The 23,362-nt window shown below is 50.8% G+C and carries 24 protein-coding genes; 16 read left to right on the top strand and 8 right to left on the bottom strand.

Annotated features, from left to right (window positions below; genetic code table 11):
• The first annotated feature begins 108 nt into the window (after positions 1–108).
• Positions 109–1,596 (top strand): MDR family MFS transporter, encoded by a 1,488-nt coding sequence (locus D889_RS0104455; RefSeq protein WP_010631250.1) that lies wholly within the window; start codon positions 109–111, stop codon positions 1,594–1,596.
• On the opposite strand, the gene D889_RS0104460 is transcribed toward D889_RS0104455, so the two are convergent.
• Both D889_RS0104460 and D889_RS0104465 read right to left on the bottom strand, forming a co-directional pair.
• Positions 1,584–2,384 carry a protein-glutamine gamma-glutamyltransferase gene (locus D889_RS0104460; protein WP_010631249.1) on the bottom strand — a complete coding sequence of 267 codons (801 nt, stop codon included), beginning with the start codon at positions 2,382–2,384 and terminating at the stop codon, positions 1,584–1,586. The two genes, D889_RS0104455 and D889_RS0104460, sit on opposite strands and share 13 nt — an antisense overlap.
• On the bottom strand, positions 2,381–3,367 hold the full coding sequence (locus D889_RS0104465) for a hypothetical protein (RefSeq protein WP_010631248.1): 987 nt from the start codon (positions 3,365–3,367) through the stop codon (positions 2,381–2,383). Before D889_RS0104465 ends, D889_RS0104460 begins: the two co-directional genes overlap by 4 nt.
• A 145-nt stretch (positions 3,368–3,512) precedes the next feature.
• Between D889_RS0104465 and D889_RS0104470 the strand changes: the two genes are divergently transcribed.
• The 4 genes from D889_RS0104470 to D889_RS0104485 all read left to right on the top strand — a co-directional run bounded on the left by D889_RS0104470 (position 3,513) and on the right by D889_RS0104485 (position 6,968).
• Complete coding sequence (locus tag D889_RS0104470; RefSeq protein WP_010631247.1) at positions 3,513–4,307, top strand: thymidylate synthase; 795 nt, start codon at positions 3,513–3,515, stop codon at positions 4,305–4,307.
• Positions 4,304–4,789 carry a dihydrofolate reductase gene (locus tag D889_RS0104475; RefSeq protein ID WP_010631246.1) on the top strand — a complete coding sequence of 162 codons (486 nt, stop codon included), beginning with the start codon at positions 4,304–4,306 and terminating at the stop codon, positions 4,787–4,789. The genes D889_RS0104470 and D889_RS0104475 overlap by 4 nt, the downstream gene beginning before the upstream one ends.
• An 83-nt stretch (positions 4,790–4,872) precedes the next feature.
• A complete protein-coding gene (locus tag D889_RS0104480) occupies positions 4,873–5,094 on the top strand; it encodes a hypothetical protein (protein WP_010631245.1) in 222 nt (73 codons plus the stop codon).
• Between the two features lie 422 nt (positions 5,095–5,516).
• Positions 5,517–6,968 (top strand): NADP-dependent glyceraldehyde-3-phosphate dehydrogenase, encoded by a 1,452-nt coding sequence (locus tag D889_RS0104485; protein ID WP_010631244.1) that lies wholly within the window; start codon positions 5,517–5,519, stop codon positions 6,966–6,968.
• Between the two features lie 128 nt (positions 6,969–7,096).
• Here the strand turns inward: D889_RS0104485 and D889_RS0104490 are convergent, their stop codons facing one another.
• On the bottom strand, positions 7,097–7,465 hold the full coding sequence (locus D889_RS0104490) for a hypothetical protein (protein ID WP_010631243.1): 369 nt from the start codon (positions 7,463–7,465) through the stop codon (positions 7,097–7,099).
• A 446-nt stretch (positions 7,466–7,911) separates the two neighbouring features.
• Here D889_RS0104490 and D889_RS0104495 point away from each other — a divergent pair, with 446 nt between their 5' ends.
• From D889_RS0104495 to D889_RS0104510, 4 genes are all read left to right on the top strand, one after another.
• Positions 7,912–9,474 (top strand): ABC-F family ATP-binding cassette domain-containing protein, encoded by a 1,563-nt coding sequence (locus D889_RS0104495; protein WP_010631242.1) that lies wholly within the window; start codon positions 7,912–7,914, stop codon positions 9,472–9,474.
• Between the two features lie 71 nt (positions 9,475–9,545).
• Positions 9,546–9,875 carry an ArsR/SmtB family transcription factor gene (locus D889_RS0104500; protein WP_010631241.1) on the top strand — a complete coding sequence of 110 codons (330 nt, stop codon included), beginning with the start codon at positions 9,546–9,548 and terminating at the stop codon, positions 9,873–9,875.
• Between the two features lie 101 nt (positions 9,876–9,976).
• A complete protein-coding gene (locus D889_RS0104505; RefSeq protein ID WP_010631240.1) occupies positions 9,977–10,228 on the top strand; it encodes a hypothetical protein in 252 nt (83 codons plus the stop codon).
• A gap of 158 nt (positions 10,229–10,386) precedes the next feature.
• A complete protein-coding gene (locus tag D889_RS0104510; protein WP_010631239.1) occupies positions 10,387–10,815 on the top strand; it encodes a Fur family transcriptional regulator in 429 nt (142 codons plus the stop codon).
• A 19-nt stretch (positions 10,816–10,834) separates the two neighbouring features.
• Here D889_RS0104510 and D889_RS0104515 read toward each other — a convergent pair whose 3' ends face one another.
• On the bottom strand, positions 10,835–11,296 hold the full coding sequence (locus D889_RS0104515) for a hypothetical protein (RefSeq protein WP_010631238.1): 462 nt from the start codon (positions 11,294–11,296) through the stop codon (positions 10,835–10,837).
• The gene (locus D889_RS0104520) at positions 11,293–12,072 is read right to left on the bottom strand and encodes a hypothetical protein (RefSeq protein WP_018962169.1); all 780 of its coding nucleotides are present in this window, start codon (positions 12,070–12,072) and stop codon (positions 11,293–11,295) included. Before D889_RS0104520 ends, D889_RS0104515 begins: the two co-directional genes overlap by 4 nt.
• Positions 12,073–12,247: 175 nt before the next feature.
• Between D889_RS0104520 and D889_RS0104525 the strand changes: the two genes are divergently transcribed.
• From D889_RS0104525 to D889_RS0104545, 5 genes are all read left to right on the top strand, one after another.
• Positions 12,248–12,916 carry a DUF4004 family protein gene (locus tag D889_RS0104525; protein ID WP_010631236.1) on the top strand — a complete coding sequence of 223 codons (669 nt, stop codon included), beginning with the start codon at positions 12,248–12,250 and terminating at the stop codon, positions 12,914–12,916.
• The gene (locus tag D889_RS0104530; RefSeq protein WP_010631235.1) at positions 12,909–13,661 is read left to right on the top strand and encodes a hypothetical protein; all 753 of its coding nucleotides are present in this window, start codon (positions 12,909–12,911) and stop codon (positions 13,659–13,661) included. The genes D889_RS0104525 and D889_RS0104530 overlap by 8 nt, the downstream gene beginning before the upstream one ends.
• 1 nt (position 13,662) lies before the next feature.
• A complete protein-coding gene (locus tag D889_RS0104535; protein WP_010631234.1) occupies positions 13,663–14,400 on the top strand; it encodes a bactofilin family protein in 738 nt (245 codons plus the stop codon).
• A gap of 88 nt (positions 14,401–14,488) precedes the next feature.
• A complete protein-coding gene (locus tag D889_RS0104540) occupies positions 14,489–15,409 on the top strand; it encodes a S66 peptidase family protein (protein WP_010631233.1) in 921 nt (306 codons plus the stop codon).
• 159 nt (positions 15,410–15,568) lie between these two features.
• Complete coding sequence (locus D889_RS0104545; RefSeq protein ID WP_010631232.1) at positions 15,569–17,509, top strand: NAD(+) synthase; 1,941 nt, start codon at positions 15,569–15,571, stop codon at positions 17,507–17,509.
• A gap of 152 nt (positions 17,510–17,661) precedes the next feature.
• Here D889_RS0104545 and ald read toward each other — a convergent pair whose 3' ends face one another.
• On the bottom strand, positions 17,662–18,801 hold the full coding sequence (gene ald, locus D889_RS0104550; RefSeq protein WP_010631231.1) for an alanine dehydrogenase: 1,140 nt from the start codon (positions 18,799–18,801) through the stop codon (positions 17,662–17,664).
• A 223-nt stretch (positions 18,802–19,024) separates the two neighbouring features.
• On the opposite strand from ald, the gene D889_RS0104555 reads away from it, so the two are divergent.
• Together D889_RS0104555 and D889_RS0104560 are read left to right on the top strand one after the other, a co-directional pair.
• Positions 19,025–20,680: a PucR family transcriptional regulator gene (locus D889_RS0104555; RefSeq protein ID WP_010631230.1), complete on the top strand. Its 1,656-nt coding sequence runs from the start codon at positions 19,025–19,027 to the stop codon at positions 20,678–20,680.
• Positions 20,680–20,913 (top strand): ABC transporter ATP-binding protein, encoded by a 234-nt coding sequence (locus D889_RS0104560; RefSeq protein ID WP_010631229.1) that lies wholly within the window; start codon positions 20,680–20,682, stop codon positions 20,911–20,913. The genes D889_RS0104555 and D889_RS0104560 overlap by 1 nt, the downstream gene beginning before the upstream one ends.
• Positions 20,914–20,916: 3 nt before the next feature.
• Here D889_RS0104560 and D889_RS0104565 read toward each other — a convergent pair whose 3' ends face one another.
• Together D889_RS0104565 and hpaB are read right to left on the bottom strand one after the other, a co-directional pair.
• Positions 20,917–21,630, bottom strand: a complete 714-nt coding sequence (locus D889_RS0104565; RefSeq protein WP_010631228.1) for a DUF421 domain-containing protein — start codon at positions 21,628–21,630, stop codon at positions 20,917–20,919.
• Between the two features lie 99 nt (positions 21,631–21,729).
• On the bottom strand, positions 21,730–23,169 hold the full coding sequence (hpaB, locus tag D889_RS0104570; RefSeq protein ID WP_010631227.1) for a 4-hydroxyphenylacetate 3-monooxygenase, oxygenase component: 1,440 nt from the start codon (positions 23,167–23,169) through the stop codon (positions 21,730–21,732).
• Positions 23,170–23,362 lie beyond the last annotated feature (193 nt).

Raw genomic sequence — 23,362 nt, forward strand, 5'->3', positions numbered from 1 at the left:
GCATGATCGTGTGCGGTAAGTCTGTCTGTGTTCCGGATCATTGACCGATCTCTTCCGTTCTTCTAAAATATCAGAGTTATAGTCTGAGCTATGAGGGAGGAAGTACCGGTGGGGGAAACCAATAAGAGAACAGTCATGTCCGGCCTGATGATCGGCACGTTTCTGACAGCGATTGAGGGAACGGTGATCAGCACGGCGATGCCGAAAATCATCGGCGATCTTCAGGGGATCCGGATCATGGACTGGATGTTTTCCATATTTATGCTGACGTCTGCCGTCACTGTACCTTTATTCGGGAAATTAGCCGATGTGTTCGGCCGGAAAAAGGTATTTGTGTGGGGTACCTCTTTTTTCCTGATCGGCTCGGCGCTCTGCGGATTGTCCTGGTCAATGACGGCATTGATTGTTTTCCGCGGTCTGCAGGGGATCGGTGCCGGCGCAGTGATGACCCTCAGCACCACCATTATCGGTGATATTTATCCTGTTGAGACGCGGGCGAAGATGTTTGGTCTGATCGGGATGATCTGGGGGATTGCCGGTATTTTCGGTCCGCTTGTCGGCGGCTTTTTTGTGGATTCGCTTTCCTGGCACTGGATCTTTTTTATTAATATCCCTTTCGGACTGCTGTCGATATCTTTGATTGTTGCCGGCCTGAAAGAAGAGCCGTCTCATCAGGACAAAAAGCTGGATCTGACTGGAGCGGGTACTTTTACCGTCAGTATGGTTGCGCTCTTGTTCGGGCTCCAGAAGGCTGGGGAAAACGGGAGCTGGAGCGATCCGTCACTCCTGATACTGCTCGTGGTCTTTATCCTGTTTTTTACGGCTTTTCTGATTTCAGAGCGTAAAGCGGCAGATCCGCTGATTCCGTTTTCGGTGCTGAAGAAACCGATGGTTGTCCTGAATAATTGTCTGGCACTGGCTGCTGCTGCAATTTTGATCGGCAATGATATCTATCTGCCGATGTGGCTTCAGGGGGTTCTGGGGTACAACGCGACCGCTTCAGGATTTGTCCTGACACCGATGTCGCTTACCTGGATGGCCGGCTCATTTCTCTGCGGACGGCTGCTCGCCAGGCGCGGCGTCCGGATCACCGGTCTGATCGGCACAGGTTTCCTGCTTGCCGGGACCTTCTGGATGGTCCTGCTGGATCCCTCTTCCAGCCGTTCATGGATGTATCTGATGACGGCGATTCTCGGCCTTGGCTTCGGGATTGCACTGACATTGACAACGATTTGCGTCCAGTCTTCCGTTTCTTTTCGAATGCGCGGAGCGGCAACGGCTTCCAATCAGTTTTTCAGAAGCATTGGACAGACCATTGGTGCCGCTGCGTTCGGCACCTACTTCAATGCTCGGGCGGCAGAAAAAATCGTCCAGTATCCATCGCAACCGGGACTTGACCTGCATCTTTTAAATCAGCTAGTCCGTCCTGCCGGGGGAAGAGGCCTCCCGGAACATCTGGCCGGGATTCTCCGCCATGTACTGGCATTTGGCATCCATCATGTTTTTCTGGTTCTGCTGGTGCTCGCAGGAGTAACGGCTGTCTGTGCGCTGATGCTTCCCGGGCAGATCCGTGCTGAAGCGGATCAAAAGGTGTAGGAGGATGTTCCGGCGGTGATCCGAATGTCTCCGGAGCGTTGTTCACTGCCAAGTGCGGCCAGAGAGAGGTAGTCCGGCCGTGTCGCCTGATTCATCAGAAAAGCAGAAACCGTCGCACCGATTCGACGGTATTTGTTTAATTCCGCGATCATCTGCTCTGCGGGGAGAATCCCGATGCCATGGCCGTAGTACAGCCGTCCGGATAGATCAACCACGTTTTCACCCTGCCACTGAGGTGTCTGCGGATTGACCTGAGGATTCTTGAAATAGCGGACGTCGCCGGGAATGCCCGCGCCGACGTGATAAGCATTTCGTAAGGGAAAGAACGGGTGGTTCTGCCAGTCCCAGAGGAATAAATGCTGGAAGGTCTGATTGAATCTTTCCCGCTCAATCGTGTCAATCAGTGCTTTGTAGAAAATAATCATCATGGCCGTCGCGCATTCAAAAGCGTATTGTTCACCATTTTTGAAAATGTCGTCGATCGCATCAGCAGGGCTGACACCGCGGTTCAGTTCAAAGCCGCCATCGCCGGTCAGCGTCCAGAAATGTTCATTGCAGGCAGAATAATAGAAGGTTGCAAAAGCCGCACCGCTGTCCAGCAGCGCGCGTGCCGCGTCAATTGTCCGGCTGCGCATCCGGATTTCAAAGCGGAGTTCATCACGCGTCGGATAAGCAAATTGTTCCTGCGATTCGGCCATGGACCGGATGATCACCGGAGCATAAGCGCCTGAACCTGAAAAACTGTCATATTGATCGGCTGTCAGAATCTGTCCGGATACAAGGATCATCTCCGTTCACCTCCCATTTGAGAAGCACTGATTGATTCAAGCTGTTCCCGGACCGGTCGTGCGATCCACCATTTCCACTGCTGCGGGTTTTGTTTTCTGAACCGTGCCGAGCAGTCGGCAAGTGCGGCCCGCGTCCGTCCGGGCAGCCGGATAAAGTTCTGGTAGTTTTTAGCTTCCTCCGGCAGCAATTGTTGTATCGGCTGGCCATTCTTTGGCTGAACGACTTTCCCCAGATACTTGGCGCTTGAATGAATGCGGTAGGGGATACCTCCGGGAACGGCGTCATTATTTTCGCCGGTATAAACCAGGTAGTTTCCGTTATCTTCGTACCAGGTCTCAAAAGCCAGGAAGGCGGCCTGATTGTCCTCAGCATGGCGCACTTCCGGGATAAACCCGAGCAGCCGCCGGGCAAGACTGCTTTCCACTGCGTGATCAGAGAGCAGGTAATTTGCCTGATAGACCAAGGAAACAGGTTCTGCTGTCTCCAGGAGGGCGCTGACCAGATAGTGACGCTGACTCTTGTTTCTATACCGATAAAAGATCAGATCGTTCATGCCTTTGATCCAGTTCTGGTGATAGGTGTGCAGAATCTGTATCGCCGTCCGGTCGATCACCTGTGTATAATCCGTTGAAATAATATTCTTCCACCCGGTCCGGAGCATCCAGAGCAGCGATCCGACAACCAGATCATGACGGTCCGGAAAGGAGTCTCTGTTCGCAAAGGCGGCAGACTCGGTGCCCAGAAGTACCTGATCAACCTGACTGAGGGCCAGTCTTGACCGTATCCCAAGATCAGTGCCCCGGACCTCAAGCTGATCCCGGAGCAGAAACAAAACAGGAAATTCAAGGCTGGGGTCATTGAGCAAAGCAAGTGCTTGAGTGCGATCAGAATGCACCCAATCCTTCCAGGACTCTTTCAGTAGTTCGGCACTGCGGCGGTACAGCTGATTCAAAGGATTCTGGTTCACTTCGCCGGTCTGCATCGCGATCCCTCCTGTTCACACGCCTTGTCATTACTTTATTCCGTGAAACAGTGAATATGAGCGCGAATCGCTTCCGATGTCCGCACACCCGCACGGGCCAATTATGATACACTTAATGGCGAATAGTTTGAAAGGTGGAACAATCATGAAACAGTACCTGGATCTTTGCCGCAAGGTGCTCGAAGAAGGTCACCGTAAATCTGACCGGACCGGAACAGGAACAGTCAGCCTGTTCGGCTACCAGATGCGGTTCGACCTGCAGCAGGGTTTCCCACTGCTGACGACGAAAAAACTGCACTATAAATCGATCATTTATGAACTCCTCTGGTTTTTACGGGGGGAGACAAATATCAGATACCTTCAGGATCACGGCGTACGGATATGGAATGAATGGGCCGATGAAAACGGCGACCTGGGTCCTGTTTACGGGAGTCAATGGCGCTCATGGCCCGGGGAACATGGAGAAACGATCGATCAGATTGCCAATGTGGTCGATCAGATCAAGACCAATCCGGATTCCCGACGGCTGATCGTGACCGCCTGGAACCCGGCGGAAATTAAAGCGATGGCGCTGCCTCCGTGCCACTGCCTGTTTCAATTTTATGTGAATGAGGGGAAACTGAGCTGCCAGCTCTATCAGCGAAGTGCCGATATTTTTCTCGGCGTGCCGTTCAATATTGCCTCCTACGCACTTCTGACCAGCATGGTGGCGCATGTGACCGGTTTACAGCCCGGTGAGTTCATCCATACACTTGGCGACGCACATATCTATTTAAATCATCTTTCTCAGGTAAAGCTGCAGCTGACCAGAACGCCGCGTCCGCTCCCCAGACTGGAATTTACCCGTGATGTGAAATCGATTTTTGATTTTGCTTATGAGGACTTCAAAATCGTCGGCTACCACCCGTATCCGCATATCAAGGGCGAGGTGTCCGTATGATTTCGTTTCTTGTAGCCATGGATCGGAACGGATTAATCGGCCGGAACAATCAGCTGCCCTGGCATTTGCCGGATGATCTGCGCTACTTCAAGCGTAAAACGATGGGGCATCCGGTGATCATGGGGAGAAAAACATTTGAATCCATGGGAAAGCCGCTTCCCGGCAGACAGAACATCGTACTGAGCCGAAATCCGGGTTTCCATCCGGACGGGGTCAGCGTCGTTCCGTCGGTCGAAGCTTTTCTCTCTGAAGGGCAGACGTTCGGCAAGGAATGTTTCGTGATTGGCGGGGCGCATATCTTTAAAGCATTCATTTCCTTTGCCGACCGGCTTTATATTACAAAAATTGACGCGGAATTAGATGGGGATACCTATTTCACTTCATTCAACGCCGGAGATTGGAAGCTGGTTGAAACGACTCCGGGCCGGCTCGACAGGAAGAACATCTATCCCCATGAGTTCCAGGTGTATGAACGCTCCTGATCAAGCCGGAACAGTGGCGCAGGGCATTCACTGATCCGACAGTGCCGCATATGCTATTAAAAAGAGCGACGGAGCTGATCAAAATGGGTGTCTTAATTTTTCAGCTGTTGCTGTCCTATGGCGCTGTCGGTACACTTATGGGTCTGATGCTCGGCCTGATCCCCTTCTGGCGCAGGTGGAAAAAGGAACATTTTGCTGCCTTTTGTGTCATTCTTGTCCTCTGGCTGCCGATTGCCCTGCTGACGATTTTTGCTGCGCCGCTGGCCGGCCACATGCTCAGGTACGAAAAACAGACGTTCGATTAAACAAACGGTTCCGGGGTCCGGATCCGTTTGTTCATGAACAAAAGCATCCGGATCGCTGAATTGTCGGACAAGGACCCATGGGCAGTTCCGTCAGACGCAATACTTCACCGGGATTACATAGTTTTTACCGCTTCTGCAAAATGGATGATTTTCTGAATGACTCATGTCACAGCGAAATAATATTCCATGACAAATTTGTGATTATGCTTTTAAAGTTAATTAGATTTCGGTAAAATAAAAAAAGCTGAATCCTTTTTTGATGGAAGGATTGAACTTTTTGTCTGAGCAGGAAAGTGGTATTTGTCCACCGAGTGTGTCAAGATACACTTATGTGATGAAAAACATTTTACTATTTGCTCTAGGAAATAGGAAAATAAGCCAAGATCAGAGTTGTTTGGCAAAGAAAGGAGAAATGAATAAGTATGGCTTCAAAAGTAACTGAATTGACCACTTATAAGGCATATCTTGCCGGTGAGTGGAAAGCCAGCTCCTCAGGTGAAACAATTGCCATCAAATCCCCATATCTTCGCGAAACGATCGGCCTTGTGCAGGCTGTGACCCGGAATGAAGTGGATGAAGCAATTACCGCTGCTCATGAGGCACAGAAAAGCTGGGCAAAGCTGTCATTAAGCGAACGCGGCGCTTATCTAGAAAAATGGGCCGATGAACTGACAAAGAACAATGAAGAAATTGCTACGGCAATCATGCAGGAAGTCGGCAAGGGCTACAGTGACGCCAAAAAAGAGGTCGTCCGTACAGCGGATTTGATTCGTTACACCGTTCAGGAAGCCCTGCACATGCATGGAGAGAGTCTGAGGGGTGACGGATTTCCGGGCGGATCTCAGAAGAAGCTTGGTATTGTCCAAAGGGTACCGCTCGGTGTCGTTCTGGCGATCTCACCGTTCAACTATCCGGTTAACCTTTCTGCATCCAAGATTGCTCCGGCACTGATGGCCGGAAATGGCGTCATTTTCAAACCTGCGACGCAAGGCTCGATCAGCGGCATTAAGATGATTGAGGCACTGAGCAGAACCGGTCTTCCGAAAGGGATTCTCAGTCTGACTACCGGCCGTGGTTCGGTCATTGGCGATTACCTCGTCGAACACAAGGGAATCAATATGATTACGTTTACCGGTGGTTCAGACACAGGGCATCACCTGTCAAAACAGTCGGCGATGATTCCGATGGTGCTCGAACTGGGCGGAAAGGATCCGGCCATTGTCTGCGATGATGCGGATCTCGATGTCACGGTCAAAAGCATTATGAACGGCGCCTTCTCTTATTCAGGTCAGCGATGCACGGCCATCAAACGTGTTCTGGTAAACGAAAAAGTGGCCGACGAACTGGTTGCCCGGCTGAAGGCGGAAGTTGAAAAGCTGAAGGTGGGTTCACCGGCAGACGACAGCACGATTGTCCCGCTGATCAGCGATAAGGCTGCCGATACGGTTCAGGGACTGATTGATGATGCTCTGGCCAAAAATGCCACACTGGTTACCGGCAATAAGCGAGAGAAGAACCTGATCTATCCAACACTGCTTGACCACGTGTCTCAAGCGATGGATGTTGCGTGGATCGAACCGTTCGGACCGGTTCTCCCGGTAATCCGTGTTTCTTCCGATGAGGAAGCCATTGAAATTGCAAACAAATCACAATATGGGCTTCAGGCAAGTATCTTTACTCAGGATATCGACCGGGCACTTGCAGTTGCCCGTCAGGTTGAAGCCGGTACGGTTCAGGTGAACGGTCGTACGGAGCGTGGGCCGGATCATTTTCCGTTCCTCGGTGTCAAGGCTTCCGGCATGGGCGTACAGGGAATCCATAACAGTTTGATTTCCATGTCCCGTCAGAAAGTCACTGTCCTGAATTTGAAGTAATCAGAAAAAGGGGAGAGGAATTTCCCCCTTTTCTTTAAGTAAATATGTAAGCGATTGCAATAGATGACTATTACCTTCACGGAAAGCTTGTCCGGCCTGATCAGGGGATAATCAGGATCCCCTTAATCTCAGTAGAACGGTCCCGGTCCGTAAATCGGCCCGTACGGCGGTCTTGGTGGTCCGTAAGGCGGGAATGGCCCCGGTCCGTAGGGCGGATAATATGGCGGATACGGCCGAACGCCGATAATGCTGCTCAGGCCGACGCCAAGCAGGCTTCCTGCAAAACCACCGAGAAATGCCTGGCCGCCGATCCCCGGCCCCCAGAAAAACCGGCTATCTTCCTGGCCGCCACGCTGCATCTCGTTTGTTTCCAACGGGTTGATATACACATTACTCGCGTCCACAGAAGCAATTTTGCCAACAAGAATGGATCCATCGTTACACTGAATTTCAACAACATGGTTAATTAACGACTGATAGTATTCCATCGTTTCCATAAACTCCAGTCCTCCTCAGTACATCCGCCGGTACCTTTAATCCAGTGTATGCTTCAGAAAAGAAAGCGGGCGGGCGACTGCCCATTATTCATCAGAGGATCAGATGACTTTTCGGATTCTGAGTCTGTCCATCGCCGGCTCGCTGGCGATGTAGCCGAAATCTGATCCTTCGTGGTTTGATTTAGCAAAGGAAACAAGGTAAAATAAAAAATATATTTCGAATGCGAAGAGGACTGGCCTGACTGAGGGCTTTTATCATTTTATCAGGGAAGAGGCCGGTCGGACAGATAACGGATCAGCGCTGTCTTCCGTTTTGATGCATTAATCATTCTGAAGATCATACAAGAACGGAGCATCTGAACTCTGTTCTTTTTTTGTGGTCGGGCCGGGGCGATACGCTTTTCGGTTTACCGATGTCAACAGCAGGCATGAGAGGAGAAAGTATTTTGCTGTTAATTGAAGCTAAAGATCTGTCATTTTCCTATGGTGATAAACTGATTTATAAAGATATGAATTTCCGGCTTATGGAGGGGGAGCACATTGCCCTTGTCGGTAAGAACGGGGCCGGAAAATCAACCTTTCTGAAACTGCTGACCGGTATGCTGCTCCCTGACGGCGGCAGCATTGAAAAGAAGCGGGACCTGCATGTCGGCGTTATCGAACAGCATTTGCATTTCGACCGCGATCAGACGATTTATTCGTTTATGAAGAGCGCTTTTCAGCCGCTATTGGACGCGGAGCAGCGGATGAATGCACTTGCTGAGAAAATGGGCCGTCCTGATGCCGATCAGGCGTGCCTTGAAGAATATGGTGAACTTCAAGATCGGCTGATCGCAAATAATTTTTATACCATTGATGCCCGGATCAGCGAGATGGCCGACGGGCTCGGGCTTTCCGCGATCGGCATGGACACTACGACAGACCGGATGAGCGGCGGCCAGCTGACAAAATTGTGTCTGGCCAAATTACTTCTGGAAGCGCCGGAGATGTTGCTGCTTGATGAACCGACGAATTATCTGGATACGGCACATATTGTCTGGCTGACTGAGTATCTGAAGAATTATCCGCACGCCTTTATTGTCGTGTCGCATGATACCGGGTTTCTGAACAAAATCTCCGGTTTTGTCTACCATCTGGAAAATCACGAGCTGGTCCGTTATATTGGCAACTACCAATCCTTCCTCAGCCAGCATGAAGCCCGCGTTGAGCAGCAGGAAATAGCCTTCCGCCAGCAGCAGCGGGAAATTAAGAAACTTGAAACCTATATTCAGAAAAATAAGGTGCGCACGGCGACCGCCCGTCAGGCGAAGAGCCGGGAAAAAGTGCTGAGTAAGATCGAACGATTGGATCCGCCGGAATCGGTCCGCAAACCGTCATTCCATTTTCATGTCGATCATGAGCCGGTACGCAGTCTGTTCACAGCGGAGCATCTGTGTGTCGGTTACGACACGCCATTACTTCCGCCCATTGATTTCAAAATCATCCGTGGTGAGAAGATTGCCATAGTCGGGCACAACGGAATCGGTAAAACAACTTTTTTGCGGACCCTGCTGGGTGAACTCTCACCGCTTGCGGGCAGAGTCATCACCGGTGACCGAGTTCAGCCTGCTTACTTTTCGCAGCTTTCCAGCCCGCCTGCCGAGACCCCGCTGGAATGGATGAAGGATCAGTTTCCGACTCTTGAAGAGCAGGTGCTCCGTCGTCATCTCGCCCAATGCGGTGTCTACGCGGAGCATATGCGTCAGCCGATGCGTACGCTGAGCGGCGGTGAAGAAACAAAGGTCCGGATCGGAAGGCTCATGCTGCAGAAAAGCAATGTGCTGATTTTCGACGAGCCTACCAACCATCTGGATGTTGATGCGAAGGCTGCTCTGAGTGAAGCACTTGAGAACTATGAAGGAACAGTAGTCGTTGTCAGCCATGAACAGAGTTTTTACACGCGCTGGGTGAACAGAGTCTGGGACATCGAGGACTGGTCCTCCAGAGAAAAAACGGTGCATGAAGAGTGAATTCTTGCTGAGGTTGCCGGTGAACACTGATCCTCAATGAGGGAAATCTTTGTGAAAAGGGGCGCTGACAGATGGGCGAAAGACGCATCCGGAAGCTGGACGAACAGACACTGGCCGCGGTTTCCAGTATATTCAAAGCCGTTTCCGATCCTTCACGCATCCGGATACTTCATCTGCTATCCCAGAGTGAATGTTCGGTGACCGAGATTGCCCGTTTACTGGATCTTCAACAATCCGCGGTGTCCCATCAGCTGAGTTTTCTGAAAAAACTCCATCTCGTGAAGTCGCGCCGAAGCGGCAGGACGGTATTTTACAGTGAAGAGGATGAGCATGTGATGAACTTACTGGCACAGACCATTGTTCATGCTCGTCATGGGCTGGCTAATGAACTAAGAAAATAGTCCGGTTGCCTGACTTTGTCATTCTCAGGGCTGCAGCCGCCTCATTGTATCCTCTGTCGACATAGTGTATGAGAGACTCAGGCAGTGAGGAGGATGCGCCGTTGGGCTATGATCAAATTTACGGGGAATGCCGGAAGTTGTTGAATCAGTCCGTTGAAATTCGCTGTCACGATGGATCGGTTCACCGCGGGATTCTGACACACGTTGATGACCGGCATGCTTATTTGCAGATGCAGGGGGGAAATTCTGACTTTGATCATCCAGGACTGTTTGTCTGGGGCTGGGGCCGGGGATTTCCTATTGCTCTGGCATCGATTGCAGCCATTGTGGCACTCGGATTTTTCTTTTGGTGAATCGTATGCTTATGGCATCAGGGAACTTTTCGGCGAAGAGAAGTTCCCTTTTTGGTGAAAACTTTCGCTTTTCCTGTTTTTTTTCTGGAAAAGTTGCTATGCTGTAGGTATATTAGAAAGTTCATCAGTTATTGGCAAGCAATCAGAGGTGTTTCCATTTGAATAAAGATGAAGCTTTACTGCTCCTGAAATCCAGGGGGTTTAAACATACGGATAAACGGGAAGATATGCTGGACTTGTTTGAGAAGAAACACGGATATTTGTCAGCAAAGGAAATTCAGACAGCGATGAAAGACGACTACCCGGGGCTGAGTTTTGATACGATTTATCGCAATCTGTCGCTGTTCAAGAAATTGCTGATCCTCGAGGAAACGGAACTGGAGGGGGAACGGGTTTTCCAGTTTCGCTGCACAACCGAAGAGCATCACCATCATCTGATTTGTCTGGGCTGCGGCAAGACCAGAACCATTGAGGTGTGTCCGATGCAGGATCTGTCGCAGCTTGATCCCGACTTTAAAGTGACCGGCCATAAATTCGAAGTCTACGGTTACTGTAAACAATGCCAGAAAAAAGCGGCGGGTTTCTGAATAATCCACAGTCCCGGCCTCAATACTGAAAGACCGTAAGGCCAAGAACCTCATTCTCAGACAGAAGCTGTTCGATACGCTGACGCTGATCTTCCCTGCAATGGATGATCAGGACAACGCCAGGTTCGGACTGCTTTATTTTTTTACCTTTCTTAAGGAATTGAAAGATACAGCTGATTAAATATCCGGACAGGAAGCCCGCAATACTCGCACCGATACCCCAGATCACCGGCCCGAAGTAAAGCCGGTAACCGACACCTGCGCCGATTACCGCCCATGCCGTGGCAAGGATAAAAGGCAGTTCCAGTCTGGCTTCTCGCTCACTCTCAGACGGCCCGGCTGAAGACAGAGCGGCATCAGGACCCGGCCGTTCCAGTGAGACGGCTGTAATGTCCTTTCTTTCAATGCCCGCATGGAGCAACGCACCGAGTATCACTTCGACCTTCAAAGTATGTTTAAAAATACTTAATATCTCGATCAATTTGATTCTCCATTCCATCCATTTTCCGGGAAAAGGGGATGTGCGCGCTTGACCGGCCACTTGCGGCGCAGGTAATCCTTCTGCTCTCTGACGAAAAAATGATTATGATTCAGTGTTCCCCGGTATGCGTCATAAGCCGCACCGAAGTGCAATGAAGGAATGAACAGCAGCCATTCCATATCGAGGACCCTTTTCGACACATCGATATTACCGGTCAGCAACCATTGAAGGCTTTCCATACTGTGGGAAAAATACGTGATCACCAAAGTCCAGATCATCAGCGACAGCGCTGTGATTGTGCGCTGGCAATAGAGTTCTCCGGTACCGGGAAGAAACAGCGACCAGAGCATGGCAATGCGCGGGGAACGTTTGTCCAGGTAGGACAGGCTATATGACTTCATCTCGAAAATCGGCCGGATGACCGGCGTCTGCTCCGTAAGCAGGCACAGCTGATTGATGTCTTTTGCAGAACGATAGCTGTCGAAGATGCAGAAAAAGTAAAAAGGTATATAAATCAGTGCCCAGCGTGAATTCAGCACCTCTTTTGCCAGTTCGAATTGACCGGAAAAGGAATAAGCAGTTGCCTGGTTCAGATGGGCATTAAGATTGATAATGACCTCAAAAAGAATGAGGATATTGCCTTTGATATGCATGTTGATCAGCATATGTCCGTATCCGGGAAAAGCGGCCGACCACCAGGCGATCACGAGGGGATTGGACCGGGAGAGCTGTGAAAGGCCCAGACAGCTCAGTGAGAAGGGGTAACGTCGTGACATGTTCAGGATCCTTTCGTTTCAAGCGAGTCTTGACACCGTCTCCATCAGCTGATGCAGACTTAGTTTGCCGGATTGGGAACAATTCATGCAAAATAACGAAATAATGCTGTGACAGGCTTTATTGATGTAACAATGTTATGTTATATTAAAGATGTAAACAATTGCTGCTTGGGAGGTGATTCGTACGGACGACGAATTAATTACGAAAAAACAGCTGCTTGAGAAAACAGGGATTTCATACGGCCAGCTCTACCGCTGGAAACGCAAAAAACTGATTCCTGAAAGCTGGTTCATCAGAAAAGCGACCTATACCGGTCAGGAAACCTTTTTTCCGAAAGAGAAGATTCTGAACCGGGTGGACCAGATTACTGCGTTGAAAGATAAGCTGTCGCTTGATGAACTGGCAGACCGTTTTTCACCATTGACGATGAAGCGGGTCACACTGTCTGCGGATGAAGCCGTAGCCCGGCATATCGTTTCCGCTTCTTCCGTAAGCTATTTCCTGAAAGCGGGCCATGACGGCCGGTCCCTTCATTTTCCGCAGCTGCTGGCCCTGTCGGTTCTCGACCTATTGCTGAGCGACGGAAGGATGAATGCAGGAGAAAGTGAGGAGCTGCTTCAGGTTCTCAGCACACATGGTCCCGATCATTTCGATCGGAACAGCTGTCTCTATTTTATTCGGAAAATGGGCGTACCGGCTTTTTTTATCGTGCTGGACGATACTGAACTTTATTTTGACCGTAAGACGCATATTGTGGCGCAGCTGCAGCTCCAGCCTTACGCTGAGAAGCTGGCAGCAAAGCTTAACGGGAGCATACATAAGGAGGATTTGCCTGATGTCTGACAAAAAGGGGAAAAATCTGAAAATCATGGGAGAAACCTCCGCCAGCGGTGGGAAATTTGATAAGATGCGCGTCATGGGTGAATGTAAAATACAGGGCGACGTCCGGGCAAAGAACTGCAAACTGATGGGTGAATGCACGATTGACGGGAATCTGAACTGCGGCTTTTTTCATAACATGGGTGAGACGGAAATCGCCGGGTCGCTGAAAGCAGCGGAAATACGGCTGATCGGTCAGGTTCATGTAAAAGAACAATGTTATGTTCGAAATGGTTCCATTTACGGCGAATTAAATTGTGAGAAAGACATCAACGGGAATCAGATTCGTGTTCGCGGCATGATGCGCTCAAGGGGGAATGTGAACCTGGAAAAGCTGGATATGCACGGCGGCATTTTTGTCGACGGCTTGCTGAATTGTTCCTCAGTGGATATCCTTCTGCGCTTCGATGCCGATAATTATATTCATGAAATCGGTACGTCAAAGTTAAGGATCAGACGGAAACACTCACTCTTCAACAATGTGCCGGTGGTCAATTTCCAGGCAGACACGATCGAAGGGGATGATCTTGATCTTGAATACACAACGGCACGGATCGTCCGGGGGGCACATGTGTCCATTGGTGTCGGTTGCAAGATCAACAAGGTAGAATACACGGACAAATACAGCGAAGGAAAGAATACGGAAGTGGGCAAGGTGATCAAGGTTCTCGCAAAGCACAATTCAGGAAGGGCAGAGGGAGGCGACTGAAGTGACCGATCCGGACAAAAAACCGCTGGCCGATTTGTCGATTGCTGGTTCCGGAATCACTCCGGGCGGGATTTATCGGAAGGCAGTGATCAGCGGCAGCGGTAAAGTGCAGGGGAATATCTCCTGCGCAACGATGGATATAAGCGGCAGTGGAAAAATTATGGGTGATGTGGATACCGGGACCTTGCAGATCAGCGGCTCAGGCGTGGTCGACGGGGACGTCAAGGCCGATTCGCTGACGATTAACGGCACCTCGAGGATTGAAAAGGATGTAACGGTTGCGGAATGCGAGGTGAACGGCCGGCTGACGATTAAGGGCAGTCTTCACGGAGAATCCGCCCGTTCCTATGGACAGTTAAGCATTGACGGGGACATCGAAACTGAGGAATTAACCGTTGAAGGCAAGCTGTCCGTTGCCGGCCTGTGCAGTGCGGACCGGATTGCTATCAAGCTGGGCGGCGGCTCGTCGGCAATCCATGAAATCGGCTGCAGCAGGCTGAACGTCCATCGCGGAATTGTGACCGGATGGATGGTGCAGCTGTTCGGAAAGATTCGGGGAGCGGGACTGACTGTGGATACGATCGAAGGGGATGAACTTTTTCTGGAAGATACAGAAGTGCAAACAGTGCATGGCAGTAAAGTCGTGATCGGTGCAGGCTGCCGCATCGATAAAGTATTTTATAAGGAAAGTTATTGGTGCGCCAACGACAGCCAGGTTCGGGCTGTCGTCAAAGAATAATCGGGCGGTCTCACGAGAACAGAGCGTTTTTGCTATAATGGTAAAAGATAGCATATCTTGATTCTAACTGGATAAGGGGCTTACAGTGATGATTTTTCCGGCACATTTGCGCGAAGGTGATAAAATCGGCGTGATCAGTCCGGCCGGTCCGCCTGATCCGGAGAAACTGAGACGGGCTGCGGAATGGCTGACCGGACTCGGGTTTTCCGTTGTCTGCGGGCGTGCCGCAGAGCGGAGCGACGGTTACCTTGCAGGAACTGATGATGAACGGGTTGAAGATCTGCATACGATGTTCGCCGATGATTCGATCCGCGCGATTATCTGTTCGAGAGGGGGTTACGGCAGCGCCCGGTTTGCTGACCGTATCGATTATGAGTTGATCCGCAGTCATCCGAAAATCTTCTGGGGTTACAGTGATATTACCTATCTTCATACGGCGATTCGGCAGCAGGCCGGCCTGGTTACTTTTCACGGGCCGATGCTGGCATCGGATCTGGGCGGGGAGCACGTTCCTTCATTGTCCAGACAGCTCTTTTCTCAGTTATTTCAGCCGGAAATTCTCCGTTACGATCAGCACGTCTCGCCGCTCAGTGTGATCTGCGGCGGTTCGGTGAGCGGTATGCTGGTCGGCGGCAACCTGTCTCTTTTAGTCAGTTCGCTCGGTACCCCTTTTGAAATCGATACAAAAAATAAAGTCCTGTTGATTGAGGACATCGGGGAGAAACCTTATCGTGTCGACAGCATGTTGAACCAGCTTCGTCTTGCCGGAAAACTGCACCGAGCGGCAGGATTTATCGTTGGGAATTTCAAGCTGGATCCGGATGACGAACCGGAAGACGGCCCCTCGATTGAGGAAGTGATCAGGAGCTACCTGTTACCGCTTCAGAAGCCGGCACTCGGCGGTTTCCTGATCGGCCACTGCGAACCCAGTTTTTCTGTTCCGCTTGGGTCAGACTGCCTGCTTGATGCAGACCGGAAGCAGCTCTGGCTCCAGCCTGGGGTTCAATGACCCGTTCATTGACAAAGTTTGCCGTAGAAATTATGATGAATATACGTTTTTTGTAGATAAACGGAAGATAAGTCTCTCTGGGATTAGAGGGGCTTTTTTTGTAAAGAATGAGAAAATGCGAAAATGGAAGGATTCCGTTCAAAGGAGAAGTGACGACGAATGGAGATCGGTACTGTGAAAGGCTTGAATTTTATTCGTGTGGCGTCTGCCTGTCCGCTCACGCGGGTTGCGGATGTTGCTTTTAATCTAAAAGAGATCAAATCGTGTATCGACCAGGCGGTGAGTGTCCATGCCGCGCTGGTCGTCTTCCCGGAGCTGTCTGTCACATCGTATACCTGCGGGGATCTGTTTCTTCAGCAGCGTCTGCTTAACCAATCGGAAGACGCCGTCGCGGCGCTCCGCGATTATTCTCTGGGAAAAGACATTTTGATCGCGGTTGGTGCCCCGCTGAATATGAATACGGCTGTGTATAACTGTGCCTATATTCTTTTTAACGGTAAAATTCTGGGGATCGTACCCAAAAGCTACATACCGAACTATGAAGAGTTTTATGAACAGCGCTGGTTTTCTTCAGGCAGGAAAGTAATCGGTGCAACCGTTGATCTGGCGGGTCAGAAGGCTATTCCCTTCGGCGTCGATCTCTTGTTTCAAAGCGGAGCCGCTCAGTTCGGCTTTGAAATCTGCGAAGACCTGTGGAGCGTTGTGCCGCCCAGCAGCCATCTCTGCCTTGCGGGGGCTAATCTGATCGGCAATCTTTCGGCTTCGAACGAAGTGGTCAGTAAATCGGATTACCGCCGGGAACTGGTCCGTTCACAGAGTGCCAAATGCATGTCGGCTTATCTCTATTCCGGAACAGGCATCGGTGAGTCGTCGACAGATGTTGTATTCGGCGGTGAACTGCTGATCGCCGAAAACGGGCAGATGCTCGCAGCCAATGATCGTTTCCAGAGAACCAGCCAGGTGATCTCGTCGATCGTTGACATTGACCGGCTGAACCTGCAGCGGATCAAAAACATCAGTTTTCGCGAAGCCAGATCGATTGTGCCCTGGCAGGCAAGAAAGATTGCATTTGTTTATGCAGCGATGAATGTCGGCACTTTTGACCGGCCTGTGGATCCGCATCCGTTCGTCCCGTCGGATGAACACGTGCGCGAATCCCGCTGCCGGGAAATTTTCAGCATCCAGACAGCTGCGCTGGCGAAGCGTCTGGAGCATACAGGAATGAAACGGGCCGTCATCGGCATCTCCGGCGGTCTGGACTCCACACTGGCACTTCTGGTCATTGCGAAAACGTTTGATCTGATTCATCTGCCGCGGAAAAAGATCATGACCGTCACGCTGCCCGGTTTCGGGACAACGGACCGCACCTATCATAATGCTGTCGCGCTCTGTAAAGAGCTTGGGACAGATTTCCATGAAGTCAACATTGTTGCCGCCTGTCTGCAGCATTTTAAAGATATCGGCCACGATCCGAAAATCCATGATGTAACCTATGAGAATGTTCAGGCCAGAGAGCGGACCCAGATTCTGATGGATCTGGCCAACAAGCACGGCGGGCTGGTGATCGGCACCGGCGATTTATCCGAAATGGCGCTGGGCTGGAGTACGTATAACGGAGATCATATGTCGATGTATGCCGTGAACTGCTCAGTGCCGAAAACATTGGTCCGCTATCTGGTCCGCTATGTCGCTGAAAAGAAAACGGATCATCAGACGTCGGAAATTCTGCTGGATATTCTTGATACGCCGGTCACACCGGAACTCCTTCCGAAGGGCAGCGAAGGCGAAATCACCCAGAAAACGGAGGATATTGTCGGACCGTATGAGCTGCACGACTTCTTCCTGTATTACTTTGTTCGCAGCGAGTTCGAACCGGAAAGGATTCTGTTCCTGGCACAACAGGCATTCGCCGGGAAGTATGATGAAGCAGCGATCCGGAAATGGCTCCAAAAATTTATTCGACGCTTTTTCACGCAGCAGTTTAAACGCTCAGCGACGCCTGACGGGCCGAAAGTCGGCACGGTCAGTCTTTCACCGCGTGGCGACTGGCGGATGCCGTCGGATGCCTGTTTCGCAACATGGCTGAATCAGATTCAATAAATGCCTTACTTAATCTTCTTCGGCTCAATGACGCGTGATCTGATTGATTTTACAGAAATATAATTATGTTAACTATATCATAAAAAAACGAACCCCCTGCAGTTTCGGCCGGGGATTCGTTTTTTTGAAATGATGATCTGTATTAAACCGGATTAAACATTTGCCTCAGCGGCCAGCAGATCATGGGCATCTTTATAAGCGACACCATGGGCGTCGGCGACGGCTTTAAAGGTGACATAGCCGTCCAGTGTGTTCAATCCTTTAAGCAGGGCCTCATCTTCAAGGCAGGCCTTGGCATAACCTTTTCCGGCAATCTTTGCCGCATAAGGGATCGTTACATTCGTCAGGGCCAGAGTCGAGGTTCTCGGCACAGCGCCAGGCATGTTGGCGACCGCATAATGGATCACACCATGCTTGATGTACGTCGGGTCATCATGAGTGGTGCTGTGATCTGACGTTTCCACGATGCCGCCCTGGTCGATTGCCACATCGACAATCACGGAGTTTGCCGGCATCGAGGCAACCATCTCTTCCGTAACGAGTTTTGGTGCTTTTGCACCGGGGATCAGGACACACCCGACAACCAGATCGGCATCCTTAACCGCAGATGCGATGTTGTATGGGTTGGACATCAGGGTATTCAGCGATGTGCCGAAAATATCGTCAAGATCGCGCAGCCGGTCGGCACTGATATCCAGAATCGTCACATCTGCACCGAGGCCGACAGCGATTTTTGCTGCATTCGTGCCGACAATGCCGCCGCCGATAATCGTGACTTTGCCGCGTGAAACGCCGGGCACACCGCCGAGCAGAATGCCCTTGCCGGCACCGTCACTGAATTTTTCAAGATACTGGGCACCGATCTGAACAGCCATTCGCCCGGCGACTTCGCTCATCGGCTGAAGCAGAGGGAGAACATGATCTGCACGCTGAACGGTTTCATAGGCGATCGAAACGACTTTGTTGTCGACCAGTGCTTTGGTCAGTGCCGCGCCGACAGCCGGTGCCAGATGGAGGTACGTGAAAAGAATCAGCCCGGGACGGAAGAAATGATATTCCTCAGGTTCGGGTTCCTTGACTTTGATGACCATTTCCGCAGACCAGGCCTGTTCGGCTGTAGTGATTTCTGCGCCTGCATCCTGATAATCCTGATCCGAGAATCCGGCGCCGGCACCTGCTTTTGTCTCAACATAGACCGTGTGACCTTCATGAACAAGATGGAAAGTGCCTGCCGGCGTGATTGCGACGCGCCGCTCATTGTTCTTCAGTTCTTTGGGTATCCCGATGATCATATCTCTATTCCTCCCATTTTATGTGCTTCAGCCGGTCAGCCGTCGTACGTTCATCAAATCTGGAACGATCGGTGATCGGCTACTTCATTTACTATGATAATGAGTGCCAGACATGATTGCATCAGACAAAATGTCAATTAAAATGACATAAATGTTTGACATTTCAGATAAATGGAAGATAGTATAACATTAGATGATAGAGATTAAGGGGATGCGTTACCCGTTGGCTGAAGAAATATCCTTCTGTATCAGAGATATGATGAAGCGTCCGATTTTTCAGCGGGCACGGCTGATTGCCGGAGAGAATGGCGGCTATCGCGAGGTGCGCTGGGTACATATTCTCGAAATTATCAATGCAGCACCCTATGTCAGCAAAAATGACCTGATTCTGACGACCGGATTATGGCTGAAGCGTTCCGCAGCGTCCGGACTGGAGTTTATGCGTCAGATTATCGACCATGAAACAGCCGGCCTTTGCATCGAATTCGGCACAACGATCGATGAAATTCCGGAAGCCATCATCAGACTTTGCAATGATCATGATTTTCCGCTGATTCTGTTCCGCCAGCCGGTCCGGTTTGAAGCGATCACTCAGGATATCCATTCGTTTTTGATCAACCGGCATTTCGGGGTGATGAAGCAGCTGGAGGAGTTTTCCCAGAAACAGCAGCAGCTGATCCTGCAAAGCACAGACATCCCGGCGATGCTCGAACTGCTGCAGCATTACGCCGAAGGGCAGATCGTCTATCTGTCGGCAATTAAGTCAAATAGGTTTTATCCGGAACTGCCGCGGGCAGAAGCGGAGCGAATCAACCGGTTCTGCCACCGCAAATTGAAAAATTTTGATCAGATCGAAGAAGTTACTGTCTGGAGGATGGATGATGCCGGTTTTTTATTGATCCAGCCGGTGATCTGCTTCGGCCAGGTGTTCTCTTATATCGGCTTCTTCCTTCACCGGCCCCACCCGTCAGAGTACGTCAAACTGCTGGTGGACTATACATCGAAGGCTATTGCGACCGTGCTGCTGCGGACACAGTTTCTCGAGGAGAAAATTCTGAGGAACCAGAATCTCCTGATACAGGATATCCTCAGCCGGCAGATCGACAGCGAGGAACAGGCCCAGATGAGGATGGGTCTGCCGTCACCGGATGAAAACCGCTATCTGTTTATCGGCGGAATGATCGAACTGGCACACAACGTGCTCGAAGTCGGACCGGAACGGATGGAAACGATGAACCAGGATATTTCCGTTCTGATCCGGACGCAGCTGAGCCGTTTTCAGGTACATCATCTCATGATGATGAAAAATAATCAGATTTACCTGCTCTGCGCAAAAGAAGTCTCCGATGCGGAATCGGAGCGTCGTCTGCGGGGCAGTATTGTCCAGGTCATTTCAGCAATCCGGAAGTTTACGGAACGGGCACTGAACGGGCTCCATTTTCACGCGGGTTTCGGAAGGGTGAGACCCCGTCTTCTTGAAACATGGAAGAGCTTTAAAGAAGCCTATCAGGTGATCGAAATCGCGCAGTCCGTCCCCTCCATGCAAGGATGCTGTTTCTATGATCAGGCCGGCATCTTTCAGCTGCTGCAGGCTGTTCCCAAACCGCTGCTTCAATCATTTGTCGATGATCAGATCGGTACGCTTATTGAGCATGACCGGACCCATCATCTCAACCTGATCCGGACGCTGGCCGAGTACTTCAGATGCATGGGGTCCAAGGGCGAAACGGCCGGAAAACTCTATATTCACCGGCAGACCTTGTACAACCGGCTTGAAAAGATAAGTCAGCTGCTCGGCAAGGATTTCTTTGAGCCGGAGCGGCGCTATTGTATCGAAATGGCGCTTCTCGGTTTCGAACTGCTCGGGAATAGAATATAATGACCCTATCGGATTCCTTGTCCTCATTTCGGCAGAGATTTATTATCTGGCTCTTCCCTGGCGCGCTGCTGATTCCGCTTGGCGGCGCTATTTGCGCCTGCATGCGGAATTTGCTTTCCGTAACGGTTTCCCAAAATTTTGCCATGGACCTCAGGCAGGACGTCTATGTCAAAATACAGCGCTTTTCAATGAAAAACATCGATGATCAGTTCGCCGGACTGCGGGATGAATAAAGCTCAAGCTTCTGAGTCGACCGGTGCGGCAAGGCCGTCCTTCCCCCGGTCAAAGTACAACCGGCGGTCGGTACCGCGAACGCAATAAACGATATCGGCAAGCTCGAGTCCGCGTCGTTTTATTTCCTGATCAAGCCAGTTTCGGGTCAGCTGATTCTGTTCCAGATTTTTCTCGATCAGCTGCCCGTCCATGATGAGTTCAACAGGAAAAGAGGATGAAGCAAGGGCGGGAATGTTTAGGTCCTTTCGCGTGACGTTCTGATAGGGCGGCTTTTTTAAAAGGGAAAGTTCTCCGTCGGCTTCGATCACGGCAAAATCGACCTGGCTGATGTCAAAGACACTTTTCTCTCTAAGCGACTGATTGAGTGAATCCAGTGTCATCCGCAGTTTTTTCAAATTCTTTTCAAGGATCTTTCCGCTTTCGATGACCACAGTCGGTTCACCGCTGAAGACGGCTCTGGCTTTTCGGCTTTTCAGCGACAGATAAGTCGTCAGCAGAATGATGGCACTGAAAAGCAGCGCCGACACAAGAAAATTGCTGAAGCGGATCGAGGTATTGAAGGTCAGATTGCCGGCAATTGATCCGAGGGTGATCGACGCGATAAAATCATGATACGTCATCTGGGAAATCGCCTGTTTGCCGATCAGATGGGCGATGAGAATAAACAATACAAAAGCCGAAATGGTCCGGACTGCCACTTCAAGAACACTCGCCATTGAACCATCGCCCTTTCCCGGTCTCTATTCTATTTTCTTGCCCATTACCGGCCGGGTTTATTCATCGAGCATCCGATGGAAGTCCAGGCGCGGACCGGATCAGTCGGCACGGTTGAGAAAATCTTTGATCTGCCTGGTGAACGCTGAACGATCATAGTCGTTGTACAGCCCGGAATCCAGCCGGACCGGGTCACCAAAGAAGAATCGCTCATAAAGTACCTGCCGGCCGGCAAATCCGCTCAGAGACAGATCCCAGGCCAGCCGGAACAGTCTGACTTTTTCATAGCCGTCGCGATCGGCGGACTGAAGATATTTCCTGAGCTCGGCTCCGTTTTCCATATTGAAATCCGCAGCCCTTGGAATCGAGACCAGGCCGCTGGCACCGATCAGCTGGATGATTTCGATGAAGCGGGGATAGATTTTCGGAAAATAGCTCATGGCCGCCATCAGCGGTTTGCGGTCAGGCGTCATCGTTCCCCAGCGATCGACGGAAGCATTCACTTCGGACGCTGTCAGCAGTGCTTTCATCGTTTCGAGGCCAATGATGATCTCGGCAATCTTGCCCTGAATATGCTGATACTCGCCGACATTGATGGCATCGACGAGCGACTGGGCCACACCGAGGACAAATTCCGTCTTGACAATGTTTCGTGCGGTTACCTGATGGACCTGCTGCGGGAGAAAACCGCTGTCTTTATACAGCCTTGAGGCGATGTCTGTATCTCCGCAGAGGAAGACGCGATCCCAGGGGACGAGTACGTGATCAAACAGGACGATCGAATCTACTTCTTCAAAGCGCGAACTAAGCGGATGGTCAAACGGAACGCTTCCGTCTGAAAAAGCCTCCCGGCAGATGAATTTCAGTCCCGGTGTATTTGCAGGGATCGAAAAAGCATAGGCATATGCTTCATCAAAGTGAAAGTTTCCGGATGGGAAGACGAGCACCTCGTCGGTCATCCCGCCCTGCGTCGCCAGCAGCCGGGCACCGTGAATGATGATCCCTTCGCTGTTCCGGTCAATGACCCGTGCGGCAACCGGCTCGTCACTGCTTTCCAGATATACCGACGAACGGTTGACCTGGGGCTGGATGAATGTGTGGGTCAGCGAAATGTCGTTGTCGATGCAATAGTCATAAAAGTGGCGCATGTTCGTACTGTAGCGCGTATTGCCGAACAATTCGGCACAGGCGGCGAAGTTCATCACCACGGTGTTCATATAATCCGGCGACCGGCCCATCATCCCGGCAGAATAACGCGCCCAGACCTGGAACGCTTTCCGGCGCCGGGCCAGATCTCTTCGAGTCTTCGGCTGCAGGTAAGCTGTGCCGGCACTCCCGGAATGGTTTGCAGGCTGAAACGTGAGAACTTTCCGGTAAGCCGGGTCATGCTGCAGATCATACAAGGCCGCCTGACTCTTCATTGCGCCGGAAAACGCCGGATGTTCCGAGAGCCTGCCTGTTATTTTAGTGCCGTTGATCCAGACTTGATTATGGAGCTGATCAATCCGGTTTAAATACGTTTCCCCGTTGATGCAGGACATGTTGGTGTTCACCTTCATCCGCTGGAATTTGAGCATGCATCTTTTTATCTATATGAATGGTGTTTCAGGTGTATGACCGGATGGACCGGCGGGCGGAACGTCGGGAGCAGCTGTTTTTCTATCGCTAAACTTATGTAACAGATGTAACAGTTCAATTTCTTTTTGCCAACATTAAGCGAAAAAGAATGTTTTT

The sequence above is a fragment of the Sporolactobacillus vineae DSM 21990 = SL153 genome (assembly GCF_000377985.1).
Lineage (GTDB): Bacteria > Bacillota > Bacilli > Bacillales > Sporolactobacillaceae > Sporolactobacillus > Sporolactobacillus vineae.